This window comes from Brevundimonas subvibrioides (assembly GCF_027271155.1).
GTDB classification, from domain to species: domain Bacteria; phylum Pseudomonadota; class Alphaproteobacteria; order Caulobacterales; family Caulobacteraceae; genus Brevundimonas; species Brevundimonas subvibrioides_D.
Genome location: NZ_CP114542.1, coordinates 1,613,516 through 1,632,618 on the forward strand (window position 1 = coordinate 1,613,516; position 19,103 = coordinate 1,632,618).

Below are 19,103 nucleotides of genomic sequence, written 5' to 3' on the forward strand. Positions count from 1 at the left end.
CGTCAGGCGGCGGCGTACAGCAGCCGGCCCTCGCCCATCCGCTCGCGCAGCATCGGCAGGTCGGTGTGGGCGGTGGAGAAGCAGCCGTAGCTGCGGCCCAGCTTGCCCTCGCGGGCCAGGAATTCGGGGTCCGCATAGTCCGCGCCATGGACGATGATGGCGCGGTCGCGGGCCAGGTTGTTAGTGTATTCGAGGCCGTCCAGCAGGACGTTGGGTCCCTGCTGCGATCCCCAGCCAGCGCCGGCGGTGGCGAAGGCTCCGACCGAGGACATGTAGCTCTCGGGCTCGTTGGAGAAGGTTCGGGCATAGCCGGAATGGTCCGGGTCGGAGCCGCGGCCGTGGCAGGTGCGGAAGGCGGTGACGCGACCCGCGATCAGGTCGACCTCATAGAGGCGTTCCTCGCCGGAGAATTTCTGGAAATCGACCAGGTACATCCGGTCGCGCAGCGGAATGCGCGGATGATGGACGTCCAGGGCGGCCATGGCCCTGGCCATCAGGGCGGGTCGAACCAGGCGCTGGGGGTCGAGCGGCGGCGGGGTGATCTGCGGGATCGGGGCCAGGGGACGGGGTGCCGGAGCCTGGGCCAGGACGATCGGCGTGACGGCGGCCGGTGCTGAAGCGCAACCGGCAAGCATCGCCGACCCGCCCAGAATCATACCTCGTCTCGATAGCCGCATGCGACGCCCTCGTAGCGGTTGTCCGAAGTCACGACTTGTTTCACAAATCTGGTCCCGCATTCAAGCGCGACCTTGGCTCTTTCCCCGACCCGGGTATGGTCGAGACCACACAAGAGGGAAGAGATCGATGAAGTTCGCACTCGTGGCCGCGATGGCCGTCATGGCCGTCGCAGGGTCTTCGCAGGCGCAGCAGAGCCCCGCCTCACAGGCTTTGCCCGCGGCGGGCGAAACCACGTTCGTTCAGGCTGGGCGGCTGCTGGCGGACCCCGAGAGCGGCATTGTGCTGCGCGATAAAACTCTCGTGATCGTCGGCAATCGGGTCACCGAAATCCGCGACGGCTTCGTCGGCGAGGGTCATGTGGTCGACCTGCGCGACTCGTTCGTGCTGCCCGGCCTGATCGACAGCCATGTGCACCTGACGTCGCAGCAGAGCCCGTCGGGGCGTCTGGATGCCGTGACGCGCGATTCCGCAGACAGCGCGATTATCGGGGCAGGGTTTGCTCGGCGCACGCTGATGGCCGGGTTCACCACCGTGGCCGATCTGGGCGGCAACAACGATGCCGTTTTCGCGCTGCGCGACGGAATCCGGCGAGGGGACGTGGTGGGCCCGCGCGTGATCGCGGCGGGTTCAGCCGTATCCATCCATGGCGGGCATGGAGATGTGAACGGCTATACCGACGCCGTCATGCACCTGCTGTCGCCCGAGAGCGTCTGTTCCGGTGCCGATGACTGCATGCGGGCGGTGCGGCTGCAGGTCCGGGCCGGGGCCGACATCATCAAGATCACCGCAACCGGGGGCGTGCTGTCCAATACCGCTGCCGGTCTGGCCCAGCAGTTCACCGATGCCGAACTGGCCGCCATCGTCGAGGTGGCGCACCGGATGGGTCGTCAGGTGACCGCTCACGCCCACGGGGTCGATGGCATCAACGCCTTCCTCGAGGCCGGCGGGGATTCGATCGAACACGGCACCTATCTCGACGATGAATCGATCCGGCTGTTCCGATCGCATCACGCCTATCTGGTGCCGACGCTGTTGGCAGGCGACTTCGTGGCACGGGTCGCCTCGGGGCCGGACAATTTCTTCACCCCGGCCCAGACCGCCAAGGCGCTGGAGGTCGGGCCGAAGATGGTCGACATGGCCCGACGGGCGCATGATGGCGGGGTCATGATCGCGTTCGGAACCGATACCGGGGTTTCGGCGCATGGCGACAATGCCCAGGAGTTCGCGCTGCTGGTGCGGGCGGGTCTGTCGCCGCTGGAAGCGATCCAGGCGGCGACCAATGTCGCGGCGGCCCACCTGCAGATTTCGGGCGAGGCGGGTCGGATCGCGGTCGGGATGCCGGCCGACATCGTGGCGGTCGAGGGCGATCCGCTGACCGACGTCACCACGCTGGAGCACATGGCCTTCGTGATGAAGGGTGGCGTCGTCTATCGCGAGGAGTGAGCCAGCAGGGTCCTGAGTCCCGCCTCGTCCTCGAACCGGGCGGCGACCGGCCATGAGGTGACGCGGGTCCGCCAGTCGGGCGGCAGGCGGACCCAGTCCTTCTCGGTTGTGATCAGACCGGCGTCGAACACGGCGGCGCGATCCGCGAGGAAGGCGAGGTCCCCGGGCCGGTAGGCGGCGTGGTCCGGGAAGGGCACGAAGTCGGACAGGTCGGCCCGCGCCGCCTTCAGGGCGCGCTCGACCTTCCACGGCTTGGCGATCCCCGCAAACCCGACCAGCGGACCGGACGGCGGGGCCTGGGCGGGTTCCAGACGAGCGATGAAGGTCGGCAGGGTACCGAAGGTCGCCAGCAGTTCGGGATCGGCCGGCGGGGCGTCGGCCGGCAGCAGAACGACGACGGCGTCGGCCCGGGCCAGACCGGCCGCCATAGGTTCCCGCATGGGTCCCGAAGGAAACACCGACCCGTCGCCGAAGGGCCATTCGCCCTCGCGCGTTTCGCCGTCCACGACGATCAGGCTGAGCGTCTTGTGCAGGGACGGGTTCTGGTGAGCGTCGTCGAGGACCAGCGCCCGAGCCCCCTCCGACACGGCGGCCCGTGCGCCGGCGACGCGGTCGCGGGCAATCCAGACCGGTGCCCCGGCCGAAAGCATCAGCGGTTCGTCGCCGACGTCGGCTGCGGTGTGAACGACGGGATCGACCCGGACCGGGCCGTCCAGACGGCCGCCATAACCCCGAGACAGGGCCTGGGCCTCGATACCTGCGCTGCGGAGCAGGCGAAGGACCTCGCGCGCGACCGGGGTCTTGCCCGATCCGCCGACGGTCAGATTGCCGATGGAGATGACGGGGATGCCGACGTCCACGGGGGTGGCACGGGCGATCCGGCGTGCGGTGGCGGCGGTCCAGATCCAGGAGACGGGTTTAAGCAGGATGCGGGCGACGCGGCCATGGCGGCCGTGCCGTTCATACCACCAGCGCGGCGTGGACAGTTTCATTGGCGCACCGGGGGGAGCAGGGGCTGCAGGGCCTCCCACAGCCGGTCCAGACCGGCTCCCGCCTCCGCAGCGGCGCGGCGGCCCCGGTCTCCCATGGCGCGTGCCGCGTTGGGGTCGCCCAGCAGAGGCAACACCATGCCCGGCAGATCGCCCGGTGTGGCGACCACAGTCAGGCCGCCGGCCGCGGTCAGATCCGCGGTCACGGCCTGCCAGTTCGAGGCGTCGGGGCCGGTGACGGCGGGCTTGCCCAGCCGGGCGGGCTCCAGCGGATTGTGTCCGCCCCAGGGCTCGCGACCGAGGACCGGGCCGAATGAGCCGCCCATGACGACCACATCGGCCAGACGCAGGAACAGGCCGAGTTCGCCCAGGGTGTCGGCGACATAGAGGTCGGTCTCGCCATTCGGTACGGCACCCCGCGACCGCAGGGCGAAGCAGTAGCCGTCGCGTGTGAGGGTGGCGGCGATCTCGGGCCCGCGTGCGGGGTGGCGCGGGACGATGATGAGGCACAGGCGTTCGGCGAGGCGATCGAGGGCCCGGACGATGGCGATTTCCTCTCCCTCATGGGTCGAGGCGGCGACGATCACCGGCCGATCCCCGATGGCGGCGCTGAGGGCGTTGAAGGCAGCCGCATCGTGCGGGAGCGGCCCGCCGGAGAGTTTCAGGTTCACCTGACCGTCGATGCGCGCACCCAGGGTTTTCAGGCGATCTGCCGAGGTCTCGTCCTGGGGCATGACCAGGGCAAAGGCCTTCAGCAGTTCTCGCGCCGACCCGGGGATGCGGCCCCAGCCTTGGGCGGTCTTTTCGGTGATCCGCGCGCTGACGAGCGCCAGCGGAATCCTCCGCGCGCCTGCGCCGAGGATCAGGTTGGGCCACAGTTCGCTCTCGACGAAGACGCCCAGGGAGGGTCTCCAGTGGTCGAGAAAGGCGGCGACGGCATCGGGACCATCGACGGGGGCGAACTGGTGGATGACGCCGGGCGGCAGACGCCGTGCCAGCAGGTCGGCGGAGGTCACCGTGCCGGACGTGACGAGCACCGTCAGCTCCGGGCGGCTCTCCACGAACCGATCGACCAGGGGCAGCAGGGACAGGGTTTCGCCCACGCTGACGCCATGCAGCCAGACCAGATCGCCTTCGGGCCGGGCGAGGCGGGAGACGCCGAGGCGTTCGTCGACCCGGACGGCGTCCTCCTTGCCCTGCTTGACGCGGGCGTCGAGCAGGCGCGGCGCCAGGGGCTCCAGCAGGCGTGTCAGCAGGCGATAGGCGGCGAGCGGCAGGGTCACAGCCGCTCCAGCCCCGTCATCGCATCGGCGCGGGCCTCCACCGCCGTCAGGCGCGCTGTCCACGGGCCGGTCACGTCGGAGAGGGCCGCTCCAGGGGGGAAACGGGCGATGTCATAGACGATGGCACCCCGGCCGAAGGGCAGGGGCAGAAGGGCGCGGTCCCAGCTGTTCAGGCGGACGGCCGGATTGCAGCTCATGCCGATGAAGAGGACCGGCGCGCCCGACATCCTGGCCATAAGGGGCAGGCCCTCGGCCATCACCCGCACCGGGCCGCGCGGGCCGTCGGGCGTGACGGCGAGCGCCCCGATCCTGAGCTGTTTCAGTCCGTCGCGAAGGGCCTGGGATCCGCCCTTCGCCGCATCGGCCTTGTCCTTGTTGGCAGATGAACCGCGCACGGCGGGAAACCCCTGCAGCGCCACGGCCCTGGCAATGAACTGGCCGTCAGGGCTGAGGGAAATCAGGGCCTTGGCAGGCTGTGCCTTGTCGAGCGGCCAGCAGGACGGCGAAAGGCCGATGCGCGAATGCCAGAAGGTGCAGAGCACGCCGCCGCCTGCGGCCCAGACGCCCTCGGCGTGCTCGCGGCCCTCGTATGACCAGCGGATCGTGGCGAAACAGAATCGCATCCAGGCGGCCAGGACGGACGACAGGATGATCTGGATGATCGGATTGCGAAGGGGCCGCACGTCACGCGACCGTAGCGACGGCGGGCGTGCCGTCCAGCGACTGTTGACGCGCCAGGCGGCTGTAGAGACCGCCTTTCCTGACAAGCGCAGCATGGGTGCCGCTCTCGACGATGCGGCCGGCCTCGAGCACCAGAATGCGGTCGGCCCGCTGCACGGTGGACAGGCGGTGGGCGATCATCAGGGTCGAGCGGCCGGTCATCAGCCGCTCCAGAGCCGCCTGGACCAGGGCCTCGCTTTCGGTGTCGAGGGCCGAGGTGGCTTCGTCGAGCAGCAGGATGGGTGAGTCCTTGAGGAAGGCGCGGGCGATGGCGATTCGCTGACGCTGGCCGCCCGACAGGCGCATACCGGCCTCGCCGGCACGGGTCTGGTAGCCTTCCGGCAGGGCGGTGATGAAGTCATGGGCGGCCGCGGATCGGGCGGCCTCGGCGATCTGCTCGGCCGTCGCGCCGGGTCGGGCGTAGGCGATGTTGGCGGCGATCGTGTCGTCGAACAGGAATGGCTCCTGGGTCACCAGGGCGATGCGGGCGCGCAGGTCCGTCAGGCTGAGGTCGCGCAGATCGACCCCGTTGACGGTAATTGACCCGCCGGTGACGTCGTAGAAACGCGGAAGGAGGCTGAGCAGGGTCGACTTGCCGCCACCGGATGGGCCTACCAGGGCGACCGTCTCGCCCGGCGCGACCGTCAGGGCCACATCCGAGATCGTGGGGGCCGCGGCCGAATAGGCGAAGGAGACCTGGTCGAACACGATGGTGGCCGCGCCTTCGGGCAGAAGGACGGGCGATGCGGCCTGACGGATCTCCGGCTCGATATCCAGCGAGGCGAACAGGCGACGCGCAGCGGTCAGGCCCTCGATCATCACGGTCTGCAGGTTCACCACCTGACGCAAGGACTGGCCCGCCAGCATCAGCAGGCCGATGAAGGCGGCGAAGGCCCCGACGCTCATCTCGCCGTCGCGCGACTTCCAGCCGGCATAGACCATGACGGTGGCGACGATGATCATGGCCACAAGGTTGCTGAAAGGCCCGGCGAAGGCGCGGCTGTCGGCGCTCTTGATGACGTGCTTCTGGCGGCGGGCAACGACGTCACCGACGCGGGCCTGTTCGGCGGCTTCGCGGTTCTCCAGCTTGATCAGACGAACCCCGTCGAGGTTTTCCATCAGGGCGGTCGAGAGGCTTTCGGTCTCCTTCATCGCACCGACCGTGGCCTTGCGCGTGCGTTTGGAGAACCGTCGCAGCACGAAGCTGATCAAGGGGACGCCCAGCAACACGACCAGGGTCAGCTGCCAGTCGATGAAGGCCATGCCGACGATCACGGCCAGCAATGTCACCGCGTTCTGGGTGTAGTTGACGACGCCCGAGGTGAAGGCCTCGCGAACCAGATTGGCGTCGAACAGGACGGACGACACGAAACTGCCGGTATGCTGGCTGCGCAGGCGGGCCAGGTCGGCGCGGATCATGGCCCCGAATAGCCGGACCTGGATATCGCCGACGATGCCGTGACCCAGCCGGTTCACCAGGGCGGCCTGGCCCAGCGAAGCGAGCGTCCAGAGGAAGGCAACCGCGACGATCGCGGCGGGGATCCAGATCAGGGTCTGGCCGGGCGGAACGGGAAACAGGCCCCACAGCCTGATGGGCGCATCCGGATCGACGAACAGCCCGTTGATGGCCGGCTCCAGCAGCTTCAGCGTCAGAGCATTCAGGCCGCCCGCCGCGACGGCGCACAGGATCGAGGTGAACAGCGCCACCTTGTGATGCGAGAGATAGTCGCGCCAGATCCGCGCCAGCAAAGGGCGCAGAGGGGCCTTCTCATCGGATACGGGCGAACTCATCGGCCCGAGGTCGGACGGCCGGGGTCGCAAGTCAAGCGTTCGGTCGTCGGGACGGGATGACGGGAAGCGATCCATCGCCTATTTCACAGCCATGGCGCGATTTGATGTCTCGACCCCGGACGGGCTGGCGGCCGCGCGACGGGACTTCTTCTGGAACGATCACGCCTTCCTGCGGCTGGCGTTTTCGAACGCCCACTGGATCGGGCCGGATCTGGTCCGCACCAACCAGCCGTCGCCGCGCCAGCTGGAAGGCTGGGCCCGGCAGGGGATCAGGACGGTCATCAATCTGCGCGGGGAGCGAGACGAAGGCTATTACTGGCTGGAGAAGGAGGCGTGCGATCGGCTGGGTCTGACCCTGATCGATGCGCCGCTCGATTCGCGCGATCCACCGTCGAAGGATCGGGTACGCCGGGCCCGGGATCTGTTCGCGTCGATCGAATATCCTGCCCTGATCCACTGCAAGTCCGGCGCGGACCGGGCCGGGCTGATGGCGGTCTTCTACCGGCATTTCAGGCTGGGGGAGCCGATCTCGGTCGCACGGCAGGAGCTGTCGAAACGGTTTCTGCACAGCCGGGAGGGGTTGACCGGCGTGCTGGACTATTTCGTCGAGACCTACATCGACGAGGTGGAGCCTACCGGCGTGGGTTTCCTGGAGTGGGTCGAATCGGACGCCTATGATCCCCGTGCGATGCGCACACGGTTCCGGGCGTCGTGGTGGGGGACCCTGCTGACCGAGCGGCTGCTGAAGCGGGAGTAGGCTTCAGCCCCAGGGGCCGGTCGGGGGCTTGTCGGAGGGGGGTGGCTGGATGCCGCGTTCGGCATCGTGGCGTGCCTTTCTCGCCGCTTCCCACGCCTTGAACCAGCGGGCATAGCCCCGCTCGCGGCCCAGCGCGGCGATCCACAGCACCAGCGTGGCCAGCAGCGCGACGAGGCTGGCGATCTGTTCGACCCCCAGAGTTGTCCCGAACAGTGTCACGAGTGCACCCCGGACGTTCGGGTCGGCCCGGGCACCAAAGGCTCCGGCGGGGGCGAATGGGCAAAGGGGTCGCCGGTCCTGACCGCGTGCGCGGGTCTCATCGGAACGTTCCACCCCGTTCGGAGATCGACCGGGGCCGGCGTCGCACCGGGGGCGCGTCGGGTGGCGAAGGCGCCGATGGCGACGCCGACGGCCAGAAGGCCGAGAACGATAAGGATCGGGATCATCGTGATGATAAGCATCGGTATCATCGTGTCGCTCCTTTGGTCGAAGAGGCCATTCGCCGAATATGAAGAGGGTTCAGCCGCCGGTCGTTTCACCGCGCGGATCGATCATCCGGTGGGCGTGCAGGATGAAGAAGCGCATGTGGGCATTGTCCACCGTGGCCTGGGCCCGGGCCTTCCAGGCAGCCTTGGCCTCGGCATAGTTGGGGAAGGCCCCGACGAACTCGACCTTGGACAGATCGCGGAACACGGGGGCGTCCAGGTGGCGAAGCTCTCCGCCGATGACGAGGTGGAGCAACTGGGGGTCGGCTGAGTTGGGCGCGTCGGTCATGGATGGCTTTCCGGGGGAGCGGCGGATCAGGTGGCCAGCGGGATAGGCCCTGTGCGGCGCAGGATCAACGGGTGGAGCGCCGGAGCCGAGCAGACCAGGCTGGCCTGACGCGGGTCCGGCTGGTTGAACCGCCAGGGTCGGCCATGATGATCGCTGACCTTCGCGCCGGACTCGGCCGCGATCAGGGCCCCGGCACAGACGTCCCAGTCCCATTTGGGCGTCAGGGCGATGGCGGCGTCGAAGGCCCCCGACGCGACCAGGGCCATCCGATAGGCCAGGGCGTTGCGCTTCTCGTAGCGCATCGGCGGCCAGGGTTCGGGCCAGTGCGGTCCCTCCATCAGGCGGGCGTCGGCCAGGACGGCGGCGTCATCGAGGGTATCGACGTCGGAGGCCATGATGGTGCGGCCGTTGAGCGTCGCCCCGCGGCCCAGGGTCGCCTCGAAGGTCTCGTTCAGGGCCGGCACATGGATGACGGCGGCGATCGGCGCGCCGTCCTCGACGATGGCGATGGGGACGCACCACCAGGGCTGTTTCTTCATGAAGGCGACGGTGCCGTCGATGGGATCGACGACGAAGAGGCGGGATTTTGACAGACGGTCGGACGTGTCGGGCGTCTCTTCCGACAACCAGCCATAATCGGGGCGGGCCGCCAGCAGGTCGGCCTTCAACATGGCATCGACGGCGAGGTCTGCGCTGGTGACCGGGGAGCCGCCGACCTTGCGATCGATGCGGAGACCCCGATCGCGCTCGGCCTCGGCCAGGGCTCCGGCACGCCGGGCCGCCGCGCGGATCAGGTCAAGGTCGGAGTCGAGGCCGGTCATTTGCCCGCGATGGCGACGGCGTCGATCAGCAGGGACGGACTGTTGAAGCTGGACCGGAACTCCAGATCCGAGCCGGGGACCATGCGGGCCCACAGGTCGATCAGGTTGCCCGCGACGGTGATCTCGCTGACCGGCCAGGCGATCTCGCCGTTCTCGAACCACAGGCCCGACACGCCCGCGGACCAGTCGCCGGTGTTGGCGTTCAGCGACGGGCCAAACATCGAGGTGATGATCAGGCCCGTGCCCGCGCTCTTCATCAGCCCGTCGCGATCGAGGTCGCCGGGCGTCAGGTGGACGTTGTGCGTCGAGACGCCGGGCGGACCCGCCAGCCCGCGCGAGGCATGACCGGTGCTTTCGAGGCCCAGCTGAGCGGCGGCCGAGGCGTTCAGCAGCCAGGTTGTCAGAACCCCGTCGTCGACCAGATTGCGGGCCTTTACCGGCGATCCCTCGTCGTCGAACGGTGCCGAACCCAGGCCGCGAAGTCGCAAGGGATCCTCCACGAGGCTGACGCCGCGCGGCAGAACCGGCTGGCCCAGCCGGTCCTTCAGGAAAGAGGTGCCACGCGCGATCGACGGGCCGGAAATCGCGCCCAGCAGAGGGGACAGGACCTGCCCGGCCACACGGCGGTCGAAGATCACCGGGGCCGTGATCGAGGCGATCTTGCGGGGTGAGAGGCGCTCAACGGCCTTGCGCCCGGCCTCGGTGCCGATGTTGGCGGCGGCAGGCAGGTCGGACAGCCAGCGGGTGGAGCGGCTTTCTCCGCCGCGCTCCATGGCCCCGTCCTTCTCGGCGATGACGCCGGCCCCGAGGGCGAATCCCGTCGCGGCATAGGCTCCGTCGAAGCCCTCCGACGTGACCAGCCGCCAACGGCTGGAGGAGGTCGAGGCATGACCGCCTTCCGAACGCGCAACGCCCGGGACAGCGAGGGCCGCCGCCTCGGTCTCGGCCGCCACCTGTTCCAGTTCGGCGGCGGAGCGCCCGGACGGATCGTGCAGCTGAAGATCAGCGAAGGGGTCGCGCGCCAGCCGGTCGGCGGGGACCAGACCGGCATAGGGGTCTTCGGGAGCCAGGCGGGCCATGGCTACGGCGCGCTCGATCAGCCGGGCCTGGGTGCCGGGCGACAGGTCGGAGGCGGACACCGAGGCCTGGCGACGGCCGACGAAGACGCGCAGGCCCAGGTCGCGGCTTTCCTCGCGTTCGACGTCTTCCAGCGCGCCGTTGCGGACGCCCACCGAAAGGGAGGCCCGCTCAGCCGTGACCGCTTCGGCGGCGTCGGCACCGGCCCGCAGGGCGGCGGCCACCAGGTCGTGGAGAAGGTCGGGGGACGTCAGATTGTCAGGCATGGCCCGATATGGCGGACCCGTGCGCCAGCCGCAACGGCTCTAGCCGTGAGGGCTGCCGACGAAGGCATGGACGACCAGCATCGATCCCGCACCCAGCAGGGCCAGCAGGGTCAGGCTCATACCGACGACGCGCCCGATCGTTGGCTTTCTGTTGCTGAGGCTGAAGGCGTGGATCAGACGCCCCAGAAAGAGCATGCCACCGATCACATGGACGGCCAGGCCGGGGATGCCGAGCAGCGTCAGGGCCACCATGGCTCCTATACCCGCCGGAATGTATTCGGACGCATTGCCGAACACCCTTGCGGCCAGCGCCACTTCCGCACTGCCGCCGTCGCCCAGCAACACGCGGTTGGCGCGACGGCTCATGATGACCCTCGCGGCCAGGAAGACCATCAGCAGCACCATCAGGCCGCTCCACAGCGCGGTGGCCTGGGCGGCGGTCATCTCGGTCAGCAAGGTCATGGATCAGTTCTCGCGCGCCACCGGATAGAGGCGGTAGCGGTCATCATAGAACGGGGTTCGTTCATAGAACCAGCCCAGCCGTGCCTCGGCATTGGACGCAAAGGCGGGATCGGCGGCCAGCTTCGCCTCGAACTCGGCCTTCAGGGCAGGGTCGGCGGCCATCATGGCCTCGGCCAGCGGCGCGATGGCATAGCCCTCGATGTATTCGACGCGGCTGAGAACCTCCGGGAACATGCCCCAGGCGAGGAAGCTCTCGGACGACTGCGGCTCCAGCAGCAGCACGGCGATGTCTCCCAGGGGTTGATCCGTCGGGACGCGCACCGAGCCGGGGGCGAAGGTCCAGTCGCGGGCGACCGGGGTGACCCCGGTGACGCTGGCCTGGACGTGGCCTTCGTTCGGACGCGGGGCGAGCGTCGGGTCGTTCAGGCGCAGCATCTCGACAGAAACGGTGCGCGCGGCCTCCAGCGTCTCCATCGTCAGGCCGTGGAGGCGCAGGCGCTCGATCAGATCGGTCCGATAGGCGGGCACCCAGTAGGCCGTCGGTCGGTGCAGGCTCAGCGACGGGCGCGAGCCGTAGTAGGGGAGCTGCCATTCCACCGGGTCCGGGCGGCCCAGCCAGCGGACCTCCTGTCGGCCCGAGGCGGGGCTGGCGTAGGTCTCGTAAAGCACGCCCTTGAAGGTGCGGGTCTGATGCGGGATCGGGTCAGGCTCGAAGTTGGCGGGGATCTCGGTGGGGCGCAGGGCCCGGTCGGCCATGATGGCCGAGCGAAGTGGGGTGACCTGGTCGGCCAGCAGACGCAGCGACGCCTCCATGAAGACATAGGTGCCGAGGACACGCTGCTCGTAGGGCTTCAGGCTGTGGTTCTCGATCAGGACGGTCGGTACGTGGGCGGCCGAGCCCCAACCATTGGAGAACCGTTCGCCCAGTCCGCCATCGTTCAGGCCGGCCTTCGGGTCCTGGTCGTCGATGCCGAACACCAGCGGCCCCGGAATGTGGCCCTCGGCTTCCAGTGCGTCATTGATCGCCGGCTTGAAGACATCGTCGAGCCAGGCGGACGAGGCGGGCGAGCGGCTGTAGCTGTCGAACTCGCCATTGAAGCCATAGGTGACGTCGTACTGGTAATCCAAGCCGTCGGTGACGTGGATGTCGAGGTAGAGGTCGGGGTTCAACCTGTTGATGAAGGTCCGCAAGGCCCACATCTCGGGCTGGTCCAGCTTCATGAAGTCGCGGTTCAGGTTCTGGTTGGTGCCGGTGTTGCGCCAGCCCTGGATGCGCGGACCGCGCTGGTTCGGGCGCGAGTAGGCGGAGGCGCGTTCGTGGCCGTCCACCGACAGGATCGGGATCAGGACCAGGTTGGCATGATCGATCAGCTCGCCTTTATCGCCGAAGGCGATGTCGCGGAGCAGCATCATGCCCGCGTCCTTGCCGTCGATTTCGCCCGGGTGGATGCCGGCCTGGGCCAGCAGGACCGGCTTGGCGGGATCGAGGGTCGCACCGTCGCGCGAGGCGATGACGGCATAGATCGGGCGGCCCTCGGGAGATGTGCCGAACTGGACGATACGGATCAGGTCCGAAGCGGCGTCCAGCCGATCGAACCAGGCGCGGGTCGCCGCATAGTCGGGGCTGAAGTCGTGGGCCGGGTCACGTTCGAAATCGGTGATCCAGGGGTTGGTGGCGTCCGCCAGCAAGGCGCGACTGGCTCCGTTCCATTCGAGGGCCGGGGGAAGGAAAGGCTGGTCCCAGGGCGCGGTGTTTTCGACAGACTGGGACATCACGGGACTCGGGCACAGGGCCGCCAGAATGGCGGCGAAAAGCAGGGATCGCATGAGGATCGTCCTCGCGCGAATGACCGAAGACAGCAAGGGTCAACCTGCGGCAGCAGGCGGGGTGCCTTCGGGCATCGTCATCAGGGACGGTGCGAGAACGGACGTCACAGCGATCGCCAGATAGAGGCCGATGTGGAGCGCGGTCAGGATGACGAACAGGCGCGGCTTTTTGGCCAGAGCTGCCGGCAGGATCAGCAGGACATAGAGAAGGAGGTTGAAGCCATAGCCAAACGCCAGCACGGCACCGTCCGGCGAGGCGAGCACGAAGGGCAGAGCGAGGCAAAGAGACAGGGTATTGGCCACGGTGGTCAGCAACAGCACCGTGCGCTTGTTGGACCAGAAGTGGTCGTCCAGCGACTGCCCTTCGGTCGCCGCATAGGGAAACACCAGGGATGCGGCCACGAAATAGACCAGGGCGACGATCAGCCCCATGACCAGCAGACCGTAGCTGAACGGAGCGTCCCTCAAGACCGTCCATGCGAAGTCCCAGAAGCTGGCGATATCCAGACCGACAAAGGTCGCCAGCAACGGCGTGAGATAGCCGATCCGCATGGTCATGCGGTTCTGGATCGCCAGTGCCAGACCGGTGGCGATGGCGGCGACCGACAGGCCCAGCAGCAGGCCGTAGAAGCTGAAGAAGAATTCGAACGCGCTCATTTTCTTCCCCGGCGTAGATTGAGGTCGGACATTATTTCCAGATCGGCGCGCCGTCACCCGGCAAACCGAGGCGGTCCCACATGGCCGAGACGCGGTCGACGACCTCGCGGTCCATGCGGATCTCCTCGCCCCATTCGCGCTTCGTCTCGGGCGGCCATTTGTCGGTGGCGTCGAGGCCGATCTTGGAGCCGAGCCCACTCTCCGGACTGGCGAAGTCGAGGTAGTCGATCGGGGTGTTCTCGATCAGGGTGATGTCGCGGGCCGGATCCATCTTGGTGGCCATGGCCCACATGACCTGTTTCCAGTCGCGGGCGTCGATGTCGTCGTCCACGACGATGACCCATTTGGTGTACATGAACTGGCGCAGGTAGCTCCAGACGCCCAGCATCACCCGCTTGGCGTGGCCCGGATAGGCCTTTTTCATCGACACGACGGCGATCCGGTAGCTGCACCCCTCCGGCGGGAGCCAGAAGTCCGTGATCTCCGGGAACTGGGCGCGCAGCAGCGGGATAAAGACCTCGTTCAGCGCCTCGCCCAGCACGCTGGGCTCGTCGGGCGGGCGACCGGTGAAGGTGGTCAGATAGACGGGGTCGCGGCGCATGGTGATGGCGCTGACCTGAAACACCGGGAAGGTCTCGACCGAGTTGTAGTAGCCGGTGTGGTCGCCGTAGGGCCCCTCGGGCGCGTGCTCGTCCAGCAGGACATGGCCCTCCAGCACGATCTCGGCCTGGGCGGGGACCATCAAGGGCACGGTCTTGCAGGCCACCAGCTCGGCCTTGGCACCGCGCATCAGGCCGGCGAACTGGTACTCAGACAGGGTGTCGGGCACCGGGGTGACGGCGGCCAGGATGGTGCCGGGATCGGCCCCCAGGACGACGGCGCAGGGGAGGGGGCCGGTCTTCTTCTTTTTGTGGCGGGCGTAGTGCTGGGCCCCGCCGCGGTGGGCCAGCCAGCGCATGATCGCCCTGTCCTTGCCGAGCACCTGCATGCGGTAAATGCCGAGGTTGAAGTCGTCCTCGCGGTCGTCCGACGGACCTTTCGTCACGACCAGACCCCAGGTGATCAGGGGCGCGGGCTCGCCGGGCCAGCAGGTCTGGATGGGCAGCTTGCCGAGGTCGATCTGGTCGCCTTTCAGGACGATCTCCTGAACCGGGGCGGACTTCACGACCCTGGGCCGCATGGCCAGAACGGACTGGGCCAAAGGCAGCATGTCCATGGCGTCGGACAGGCCGCGGGGCGGGGTCGGGTTCTTGAGGAAGGCCACCAACTCGCCGACCTCGCGCAATTCGGCGGCCGTAGTGCGGGATTTCCTGTCCAGCGTCACGCCCATGGCGACGCGTTTGACCGTGCCGAACAGATTGGCCAGCGCCGGGATCGGGCTGATCGAACCGTCGGGCATGACGGGCTTTTCGAACAGGACGGCGGGGCCGCCGTTCCGCAGCAGTCGGGTCTGGATCTCGGTCATCTCCAGCACGGTGGACACGGGCTCCCGGACCCGAACCAATTCGCCCGAAGCCTCCAGCTGGGCCATGAAGTCGCGCAGGGATTTATAGGCCATGGTGCGGATTAGGACGGCGCGCGCTAACTGTCACCCTCGGCCGTTGAGGCGAGACCGCGATCAAGCGCCGCAACGGTCAGGCGGGGGCGGTCCACTCAGTAGGCGCGGCTGTCCGACACCAGGGCCCACACAGGCAGGCGCAGGTGGCGGGTGGCGGCTGCCAGCTGCACGGACGTCAGATGGGCGCGCCCGGCCTCGACCCGGCGTTCCTCTTCCGGGGTGATCTTCAGGGCGGCGGCGACGGTGTCGACATCCATGCCCCGCTCTTCCCGCCAGCGTTTCAGGCGGGCACCGATCGCTGCGTCGTGTGGATCGATACCGGGAAATCCGAGAACAGAGCCCATGGTCGCTTCCTGAATGCGGCCATTCGGCCTGCTTTTCAGGTCAGACCTTATCCCACTGGAAGTCCTTGTCGAGCCAGTCGCCCAGCCGCCCGTCGGCGCGATTCAGCGCATGGATGCGGGCCATGTCGTCATCGGACAGCTCGAAATCCCAGATGTCGAAATTTTCGGCCGCGCGTTCCGGCTTCAGGGTGCGGGGAATGGCGATGACGCCCTGCTGGATCAGCCAGCGAAGCGTGACCTGACCGGCGGTCTTGTCGTGGGCCCGGGCGATTTCGCCGATGACCGTATCGTCGGCGATCTTGCCCTGGGCGAGCGGCGACCAGGCCGTGATCGAGGACCCCAGTTCGGCCGCCGTGACGCGGAGCGTCTTCAGCGACAGATAGGGGTGGTATTCAACCTGGTTGGTGACCAGGGGGGCATTCGACAGATGCCGGGCCTCGCGGAACTGGCCGGACGGGAAGTTGGACAGGCCGATGGCGCGGGTCAGGCCCTGATCCTTCGCCTCATTCAGGGCCCCGATGGTCTCGGCGAAGGTCGGCTTCGCCTTGGGCCAGTGAAGCAATAGCAGATCGGGCGTGAATCCGAGGTTCCGGGCCGATTCCTCGGCCTGGCGCAGCAGGGCGTCCCGCTCGAAATGGGCGGTCCAGATCTTGGTCGTCAGCCAGATGTCTTGCCGGGCCACGCCGGAATCGCGAATGCCGTCCCCGACGGCGGCCTCATTCTTGTAGATCCAGGCCGTATCGATGTGGCGATAGCCGATGCGGAGGGCTTCGGCGACCATGCGGCGGGCGTCTGCGGGCTCCAGCTGCCAGGTGCCGAAGCCGAGTTGCGGGATTGTCAGGCCATCGACGGTCAGGGACAGCTGGGGGTTCGACATGGGACGCTCCGGCGACAAATCGTGAAGGCCCGATATGGGGCGAGGGACACGATTCGCCAGTCAGGACTGCGTCAACCAGTCGTAGATTTCGTTCCACAGGGGCTCCATGCCGCGGCGGAACGCGCCCTCGTGGCCGATGCGGGGGACGCCCTGCCCGGCAGGCGTGCGCACGATCAGATCGGACGGGGCATGGGGATAGACCTTCAGCATGTCGGCCCCCGTCACGGGGTTGGCGATCGGGTCGTCGGTGAAGATCCATGACCGGATCGGGGCCGTGACCTCGGCGAAATGGTTGGGCTGCAACTCGCCCGACAGGCGCGTGGCGAAATAGTCCGGATCATGGCACCAGCGACGCCAGGGGATGAAGACGCCGCGCGGCAGGTCGGCGCCGCGCCACAGCTTCCCGCCCTTGATATAGCCGTGCCGGGCGAGGCTGAGGGGGCCGTAGATCCACCAGAAGAACAGCTCGGTCGGATTGTAGTGGACCGGATGCTTGCGCCAGTAGCCCGAGCCCACGGCGACAAAGGCATGGCGGGCGATCCTGGCATGGTTCGGCATGAAGCCGGCGAAATGGCCGCCGACGCTGTGGCCGACATGGACCACGGGTAGCCCCGGTGCGGCCGCGATCAGGGCGTCAAGCGCGGCGGGCATGTCGAGACGCCCCCAATCCTCATAGGTCATCTGCATGGCGGCGAGATCGTCGGGTCGGGAGGCCCCCATGCCCCGCATGTCATGGGTCAGGACGATGGCACCCCGGCCGGCGAGGTGGCGGGCGAACCGCTCGTAGAAGCCTTTTGGAAACCCTGTGCCGGAGGTCACCAGCACCGCATGGGTCGGTGCCGCGCCCGCGAACAGCCTCGCCGGCAGACGGTAGCCGTCTCTGGCGACCGCAATGACGTCTTGCACGCTGAGCTCCGACACGGCCGCCTCCGGGGTCCGTCCTTTATGGAAACGAAGCTTGCATGGTGACGTCGCGGAAGGTCAAGAGGCCTGGGCATAGGCGCGGGAGACCCGCTTCGGCACGACCTTCAGCCACCGCTTCTCCAGCGTCTTGCGCAGCCAGACGGGATCGACGGTCGCCAGTCGGGCGAGGACGACCGGATAGCCGCGATAGTGGTCGGTGATGTGGAAGGTCTCAGGCTCGGCCTCCATCAACAGGTCGCGATGGTCGAGGCTGTCGACATACACGACCACGCTGTCGTCCTCGGCCCGCAGGCGCGTGAAGAACTTTCCGGCCGCCTTCCAGGACGGCATGCCGTAGGACGTTCCGCTTTGGGTTTCCGGGAAGGTCAGGATCATGGCGTGGAGTTCGGACGGGGTCATGCCGTCAGCCTAGACGCAGTCGGCGTACGACGAAATATATGCCGCGCCGGCGACGGCCCGGTTGCCTCGCGGGCGAGGCTCGCCTAGGTCCGGAAAGTGAGCCTTGAACCCCTGTCCGAAGAAGCGGTCCGCCAGGCGGACGTGTCCGCGTATCGCCGCGCGCTCGGCGCGTTCGCGACCGGCGTCTGCGTCGTGACGGCCGACAGCGAGGCGGGACCGCTGGGGATCACGATCAACTCGTTCACCTCCGTCTCGCTGACACCGCGGCTGGTGCTGTGGTGCCTCGACGAGAAGTCGGAGCGGTGGGCGCCGTTCTCGGCCGCCGAGGCCTTTTCCATCCATGTACTGGATGCCCGGTCGCAGGCCCTGTCGAATCGTTTCGCCCGGGGCGTCGGCCTGCTGTCCGACGGTGAGTTCCTGAGGGTCGGAAACGCTCCGCCGCGCCTGTCGGGGGCCGTCGCGCGGTTCGACTGCCGGACCTATCAGCGGGTGCAGATGGGCGACCACATGACCATCGTCGGCGAAGTCGAAGGCTTCGAGGCCAGCGACGGCCCGACCCTGACCTATTTCCGGGGACGGTACGGCACGACGGGGGACGCATGAAGATCGGTTTTGTCGGCCTGGGCGTCATGGGCGGCCCGATGGCGCGTCATCTGGTGGCGGCCGGCCACGATGTGGCGGGATACAACCGCTCGACCGACAAGGCGCTGGCATGGGCCAGGGCGCACGGCGGGCGGTTCGCCCCGACCGTGGCCGAGGCCGCCGAAGGGGCCGCGCTGCTGATCCTGTGCGTCGGCAAGGACGATGATGTGCGTCAGGTCGTGACCGAGGCGGTCGCGGTCCTGCCCCGGGGCGCGGTGGTCGTGGATCACACCACGACCTCGGCGAAGATCGCGCGCGAGATGGCGGCGCTGTGCGATGCGCACGGTCTGGCCTTCATCGATGCGCCTGTGTCCGGCGGTCAGGCGGGCGCTGAGAACGGCCAGCTGAGCGTCATGGCGGGCGGAGACGCGGCGGCGCTGGAGACGGCGCGCCCGGCGGTCATGGCCTATTCGAAAGCCATCCAGCACATGGGTCCGTCGGGGTCCGGCCAGCTGACCAAGATGGTCAACCAGATCGCCATCGCGGGCGTGGTCCAGGGTCTGGCCGAGGCGGTGCATTTCGCCCAGGTCGCGGGGCTGGACACCGACGCGGCCTATGACGCCATCTCCAGGGGCGCGGCCCAGTCGTGGCAGATGGACAATCGCTGGAAGACGGCGGCCAGGGGCGAGTTCGCGTTCGGCTTCGCCGTCGACTGGATGCGAAAGGACCTGGGGCTGGTGCTGGACGAAGCGCGTGACAACGGCGCGCGGCTGTCGCTGACGGCGCTGGTCGATCAGTTCTACGCAGAGGTCCAGGCCATGGGCGGGAACCGATGGGATACTTCGAGCCTGAAGGCTCGGCTCAAATCCTGAGG

At 68.1% G+C, this 19,103-nt stretch carries 21 protein-coding genes; 4 read left to right on the forward strand and 17 right to left on the reverse strand.

Going from position 1 to position 19,103, the window contains the following annotated elements; translation table 11 throughout:
• Positions 1-2 precede the first annotated feature (2 nt).
• A complete protein-coding gene (locus O3139_RS08110) occupies positions 3-635 on the reverse strand; it encodes a murein L,D-transpeptidase catalytic domain-containing protein (RefSeq protein ID WP_269513430.1) in 633 nt (210 codons plus the stop codon).
• Positions 636-804: 169 nt separating this feature from the next.
• On the opposite strand from O3139_RS08110, the gene O3139_RS08115 reads away from it, so the two are divergent.
• Entirely contained in the window at positions 805-2,121 is a 1,317-nt protein-coding gene (locus O3139_RS08115; RefSeq protein ID WP_269513431.1) for a metal-dependent hydrolase family protein, read from the forward strand.
• Here O3139_RS08115 and lpxK read toward each other — a convergent pair.
• The 4 genes from lpxK to O3139_RS08135 are packed head-to-tail and all read right to left on the reverse strand — an operon-like array spanning position 2,106 to position 6,904.
• Positions 2,106-3,113: a tetraacyldisaccharide 4'-kinase gene (lpxK, locus tag O3139_RS08120; protein WP_269513432.1), complete on the reverse strand. Its 1,008-nt coding sequence runs from the start codon at positions 3,111-3,113 to the stop codon at positions 2,106-2,108. The genes O3139_RS08115 and lpxK overlap by 16 nt on opposite strands.
• Positions 3,110-4,393, reverse strand: a complete 1,284-nt coding sequence (locus O3139_RS08125) for a 3-deoxy-D-manno-octulosonic acid transferase (protein WP_269513433.1) — start codon at positions 4,391-4,393, stop codon at positions 3,110-3,112. The genes lpxK and O3139_RS08125 overlap by 4 nt, the downstream gene beginning before the upstream one ends.
• Positions 4,390-5,076 carry a lysophospholipid acyltransferase family protein gene (locus O3139_RS08130; RefSeq protein WP_269513434.1) on the reverse strand — a complete coding sequence of 229 codons (687 nt, stop codon included), beginning with the start codon at positions 5,074-5,076 and terminating at the stop codon, positions 4,390-4,392. The genes O3139_RS08125 and O3139_RS08130 overlap by 4 nt, the downstream gene beginning before the upstream one ends.
• A gap of 1 nt (position 5,077) precedes the next feature.
• On the reverse strand, positions 5,078-6,904 hold the full coding sequence (locus tag O3139_RS08135) for an ABC transporter ATP-binding protein (protein WP_269513435.1): 1,827 nt from the start codon (positions 6,902-6,904) through the stop codon (positions 5,078-5,080).
• A 91-nt stretch (positions 6,905-6,995) separates the two neighbouring features.
• On the opposite strand from O3139_RS08135, the gene O3139_RS08140 reads away from it, so the two are divergent.
• Positions 6,996-7,661 (forward strand): fused DSP-PTPase phosphatase/NAD kinase-like protein, encoded by a 666-nt coding sequence (locus tag O3139_RS08140; RefSeq protein WP_269513436.1) that lies wholly within the window; start codon positions 6,996-6,998, stop codon positions 7,659-7,661.
• Between the two features lie 3 nt (positions 7,662-7,664).
• Here O3139_RS08140 and O3139_RS08145 read toward each other — a convergent pair whose 3' ends face one another.
• The 12 genes from O3139_RS08145 to O3139_RS08200 form a co-directional block, all read right to left on the reverse strand.
• Positions 7,665-7,994, reverse strand: a complete 330-nt coding sequence (locus O3139_RS08145) for a hypothetical protein (protein WP_269513438.1) — start codon at positions 7,992-7,994, stop codon at positions 7,665-7,667.
• Between the two features lie 186 nt (positions 7,995-8,180).
• Positions 8,181-8,435, reverse strand: coding sequence for a DUF4170 domain-containing protein (locus O3139_RS08150; RefSeq protein ID WP_209320592.1), 255 nt, complete (start codon positions 8,433-8,435; stop codon positions 8,181-8,183).
• A 26-nt stretch (positions 8,436-8,461) separates the two neighbouring features.
• Complete coding sequence (locus O3139_RS08155; RefSeq protein WP_269513439.1) at positions 8,462-9,256, reverse strand: 3'(2'),5'-bisphosphate nucleotidase CysQ; 795 nt, start codon at positions 9,254-9,256, stop codon at positions 8,462-8,464.
• Positions 9,253-10,599, reverse strand: a complete 1,347-nt coding sequence (locus tag O3139_RS08160) for a TldD/PmbA family protein (protein WP_269513440.1) — start codon at positions 10,597-10,599, stop codon at positions 9,253-9,255. Before O3139_RS08160 ends, O3139_RS08155 begins: the two co-directional genes overlap by 4 nt.
• Before the next feature lie 39 nt (positions 10,600-10,638).
• Positions 10,639-11,061 carry an MAPEG family protein gene (locus tag O3139_RS08165; protein WP_269513441.1) on the reverse strand — a complete coding sequence of 141 codons (423 nt, stop codon included), beginning with the start codon at positions 11,059-11,061 and terminating at the stop codon, positions 10,639-10,641.
• A gap of 3 nt (positions 11,062-11,064) precedes the next feature.
• The gene (locus O3139_RS08170) at positions 11,065-12,888 is read right to left on the reverse strand and encodes a M14 family metallopeptidase (RefSeq protein ID WP_269513442.1); all 1,824 of its coding nucleotides are present in this window, start codon (positions 12,886-12,888) and stop codon (positions 11,065-11,067) included.
• Between the two features lie 39 nt (positions 12,889-12,927).
• On the reverse strand, positions 12,928-13,545 hold the full coding sequence (locus tag O3139_RS08175) for a hypothetical protein (RefSeq protein ID WP_269513443.1): 618 nt from the start codon (positions 13,543-13,545) through the stop codon (positions 12,928-12,930).
• A gap of 31 nt (positions 13,546-13,576) precedes the next feature.
• Positions 13,577-15,103 (reverse strand): UbiD family decarboxylase, encoded by a 1,527-nt coding sequence (locus tag O3139_RS08180; protein ID WP_269513444.1) that lies wholly within the window; start codon positions 15,101-15,103, stop codon positions 13,577-13,579.
• 95 nt (positions 15,104-15,198) lie between these two features.
• Complete coding sequence (locus tag O3139_RS08185) at positions 15,199-15,447, reverse strand: helix-turn-helix domain-containing protein (protein ID WP_269513445.1); 249 nt, start codon at positions 15,445-15,447, stop codon at positions 15,199-15,201.
• Between the two features lie 40 nt (positions 15,448-15,487).
• Entirely contained in the window at positions 15,488-16,324 is an 837-nt protein-coding gene (locus tag O3139_RS08190; protein ID WP_269513446.1) for an aldo/keto reductase, read from the reverse strand.
• Positions 16,325-16,384: 60 nt separating this feature from the next.
• Positions 16,385-17,230, reverse strand: coding sequence for a serine aminopeptidase domain-containing protein (locus O3139_RS08195; protein WP_269513447.1), 846 nt, complete (start codon positions 17,228-17,230; stop codon positions 16,385-16,387).
• Positions 17,231-17,305: 75 nt separating this feature from the next.
• Positions 17,306-17,647, reverse strand: a complete 342-nt coding sequence (locus O3139_RS08200; RefSeq protein ID WP_269513448.1) for an MmcQ/YjbR family DNA-binding protein — start codon at positions 17,645-17,647, stop codon at positions 17,306-17,308.
• A gap of 96 nt (positions 17,648-17,743) precedes the next feature.
• Between O3139_RS08200 and O3139_RS08205 the strand changes: the two genes are divergently transcribed.
• Positions 17,744-18,250, forward strand: coding sequence for a flavin reductase family protein (locus O3139_RS08205; RefSeq protein WP_269513449.1), 507 nt, complete (start codon positions 17,744-17,746; stop codon positions 18,248-18,250).
• Positions 18,247-19,101 carry an NAD(P)-dependent oxidoreductase gene (locus O3139_RS08210; RefSeq protein WP_269513450.1) on the forward strand — a complete coding sequence of 285 codons (855 nt, stop codon included), beginning with the start codon at positions 18,247-18,249 and terminating at the stop codon, positions 19,099-19,101. The genes O3139_RS08205 and O3139_RS08210 overlap by 4 nt, the downstream gene beginning before the upstream one ends.
• Positions 19,102-19,103 lie beyond the last annotated feature (2 nt).

Excerpts from the sequence above, each read along its gene's own strand:
- O3139_RS08155 (WP_269513439.1), bottom strand. The coding sequence starts at position 9,256 with ATGACCGGCCTCGACTCCGACCTTGACCTGATCCGCGCGGCGGCCCGG.
- O3139_RS08160 (WP_269513440.1), bottom strand. The coding sequence starts at position 10,599 with ATGCCTGACAATCTGACGTCCCCCGACCTTCTCCACGACCTGGTGGCC.
- O3139_RS08140 (WP_269513436.1), top strand. The coding sequence starts at position 6,996 with ATGGCGCGATTTGATGTCTCGACCCCGGACGGGCTGGCGGCCGCGCGA.
- O3139_RS08185 (WP_269513445.1), bottom strand. The coding sequence starts at position 15,447 with ATGGGCTCTGTTCTCGGATTTCCCGGTATCGATCCACACGACGCAGCG.
- O3139_RS08175 (WP_269513443.1), bottom strand. The coding sequence starts at position 13,545 with ATGAGCGCGTTCGAATTCTTCTTCAGCTTCTACGGCCTGCTGCTGGGC.
- O3139_RS08135 (WP_269513435.1), bottom strand. The coding sequence starts at position 6,904 with ATGAGTTCGCCCGTATCCGATGAGAAGGCCCCTCTGCGCCCTTTGCTG.
- O3139_RS08210 (WP_269513450.1), top strand. The coding sequence starts at position 18,247 with ATGAAGATCGGTTTTGTCGGCCTGGGCGTCATGGGCGGCCCGATGGCG.
- O3139_RS08165 (WP_269513441.1), bottom strand. The coding sequence starts at position 11,061 with ATGACCTTGCTGACCGAGATGACCGCCGCCCAGGCCACCGCGCTGTGG.
- O3139_RS08180 (WP_269513444.1), bottom strand. The coding sequence starts at position 15,103 with ATGGCCTATAAATCCCTGCGCGACTTCATGGCCCAGCTGGAGGCTTCG.
- O3139_RS08190 (WP_269513446.1), bottom strand. The coding sequence starts at position 16,324 with ATGTCGAACCCCCAGCTGTCCCTGACCGTCGATGGCCTGACAATCCCG.
- O3139_RS08200 (WP_269513448.1), bottom strand. The coding sequence starts at position 17,647 with ATGACCCCGTCCGAACTCCACGCCATGATCCTGACCTTCCCGGAAACC.
- O3139_RS08170 (WP_269513442.1), bottom strand. The coding sequence starts at position 12,888 with ATGCGATCCCTGCTTTTCGCCGCCATTCTGGCGGCCCTGTGCCCGAGT.
- O3139_RS08115 (WP_269513431.1), top strand. The coding sequence starts at position 805 with ATGAAGTTCGCACTCGTGGCCGCGATGGCCGTCATGGCCGTCGCAGGG.
- O3139_RS08150 (WP_209320592.1), bottom strand. The coding sequence starts at position 8,435 with ATGACCGACGCGCCCAACTCAGCCGACCCCCAGTTGCTCCACCTCGTC.
- lpxK (WP_269513432.1), bottom strand. The coding sequence starts at position 3,113 with ATGAAACTGTCCACGCCGCGCTGGTGGTATGAACGGCACGGCCGCCAT.
- O3139_RS08110 (WP_269513430.1), bottom strand. The coding sequence starts at position 635 with ATGCTTGCCGGTTGCGCTTCAGCACCGGCCGCCGTCACGCCGATCGTC.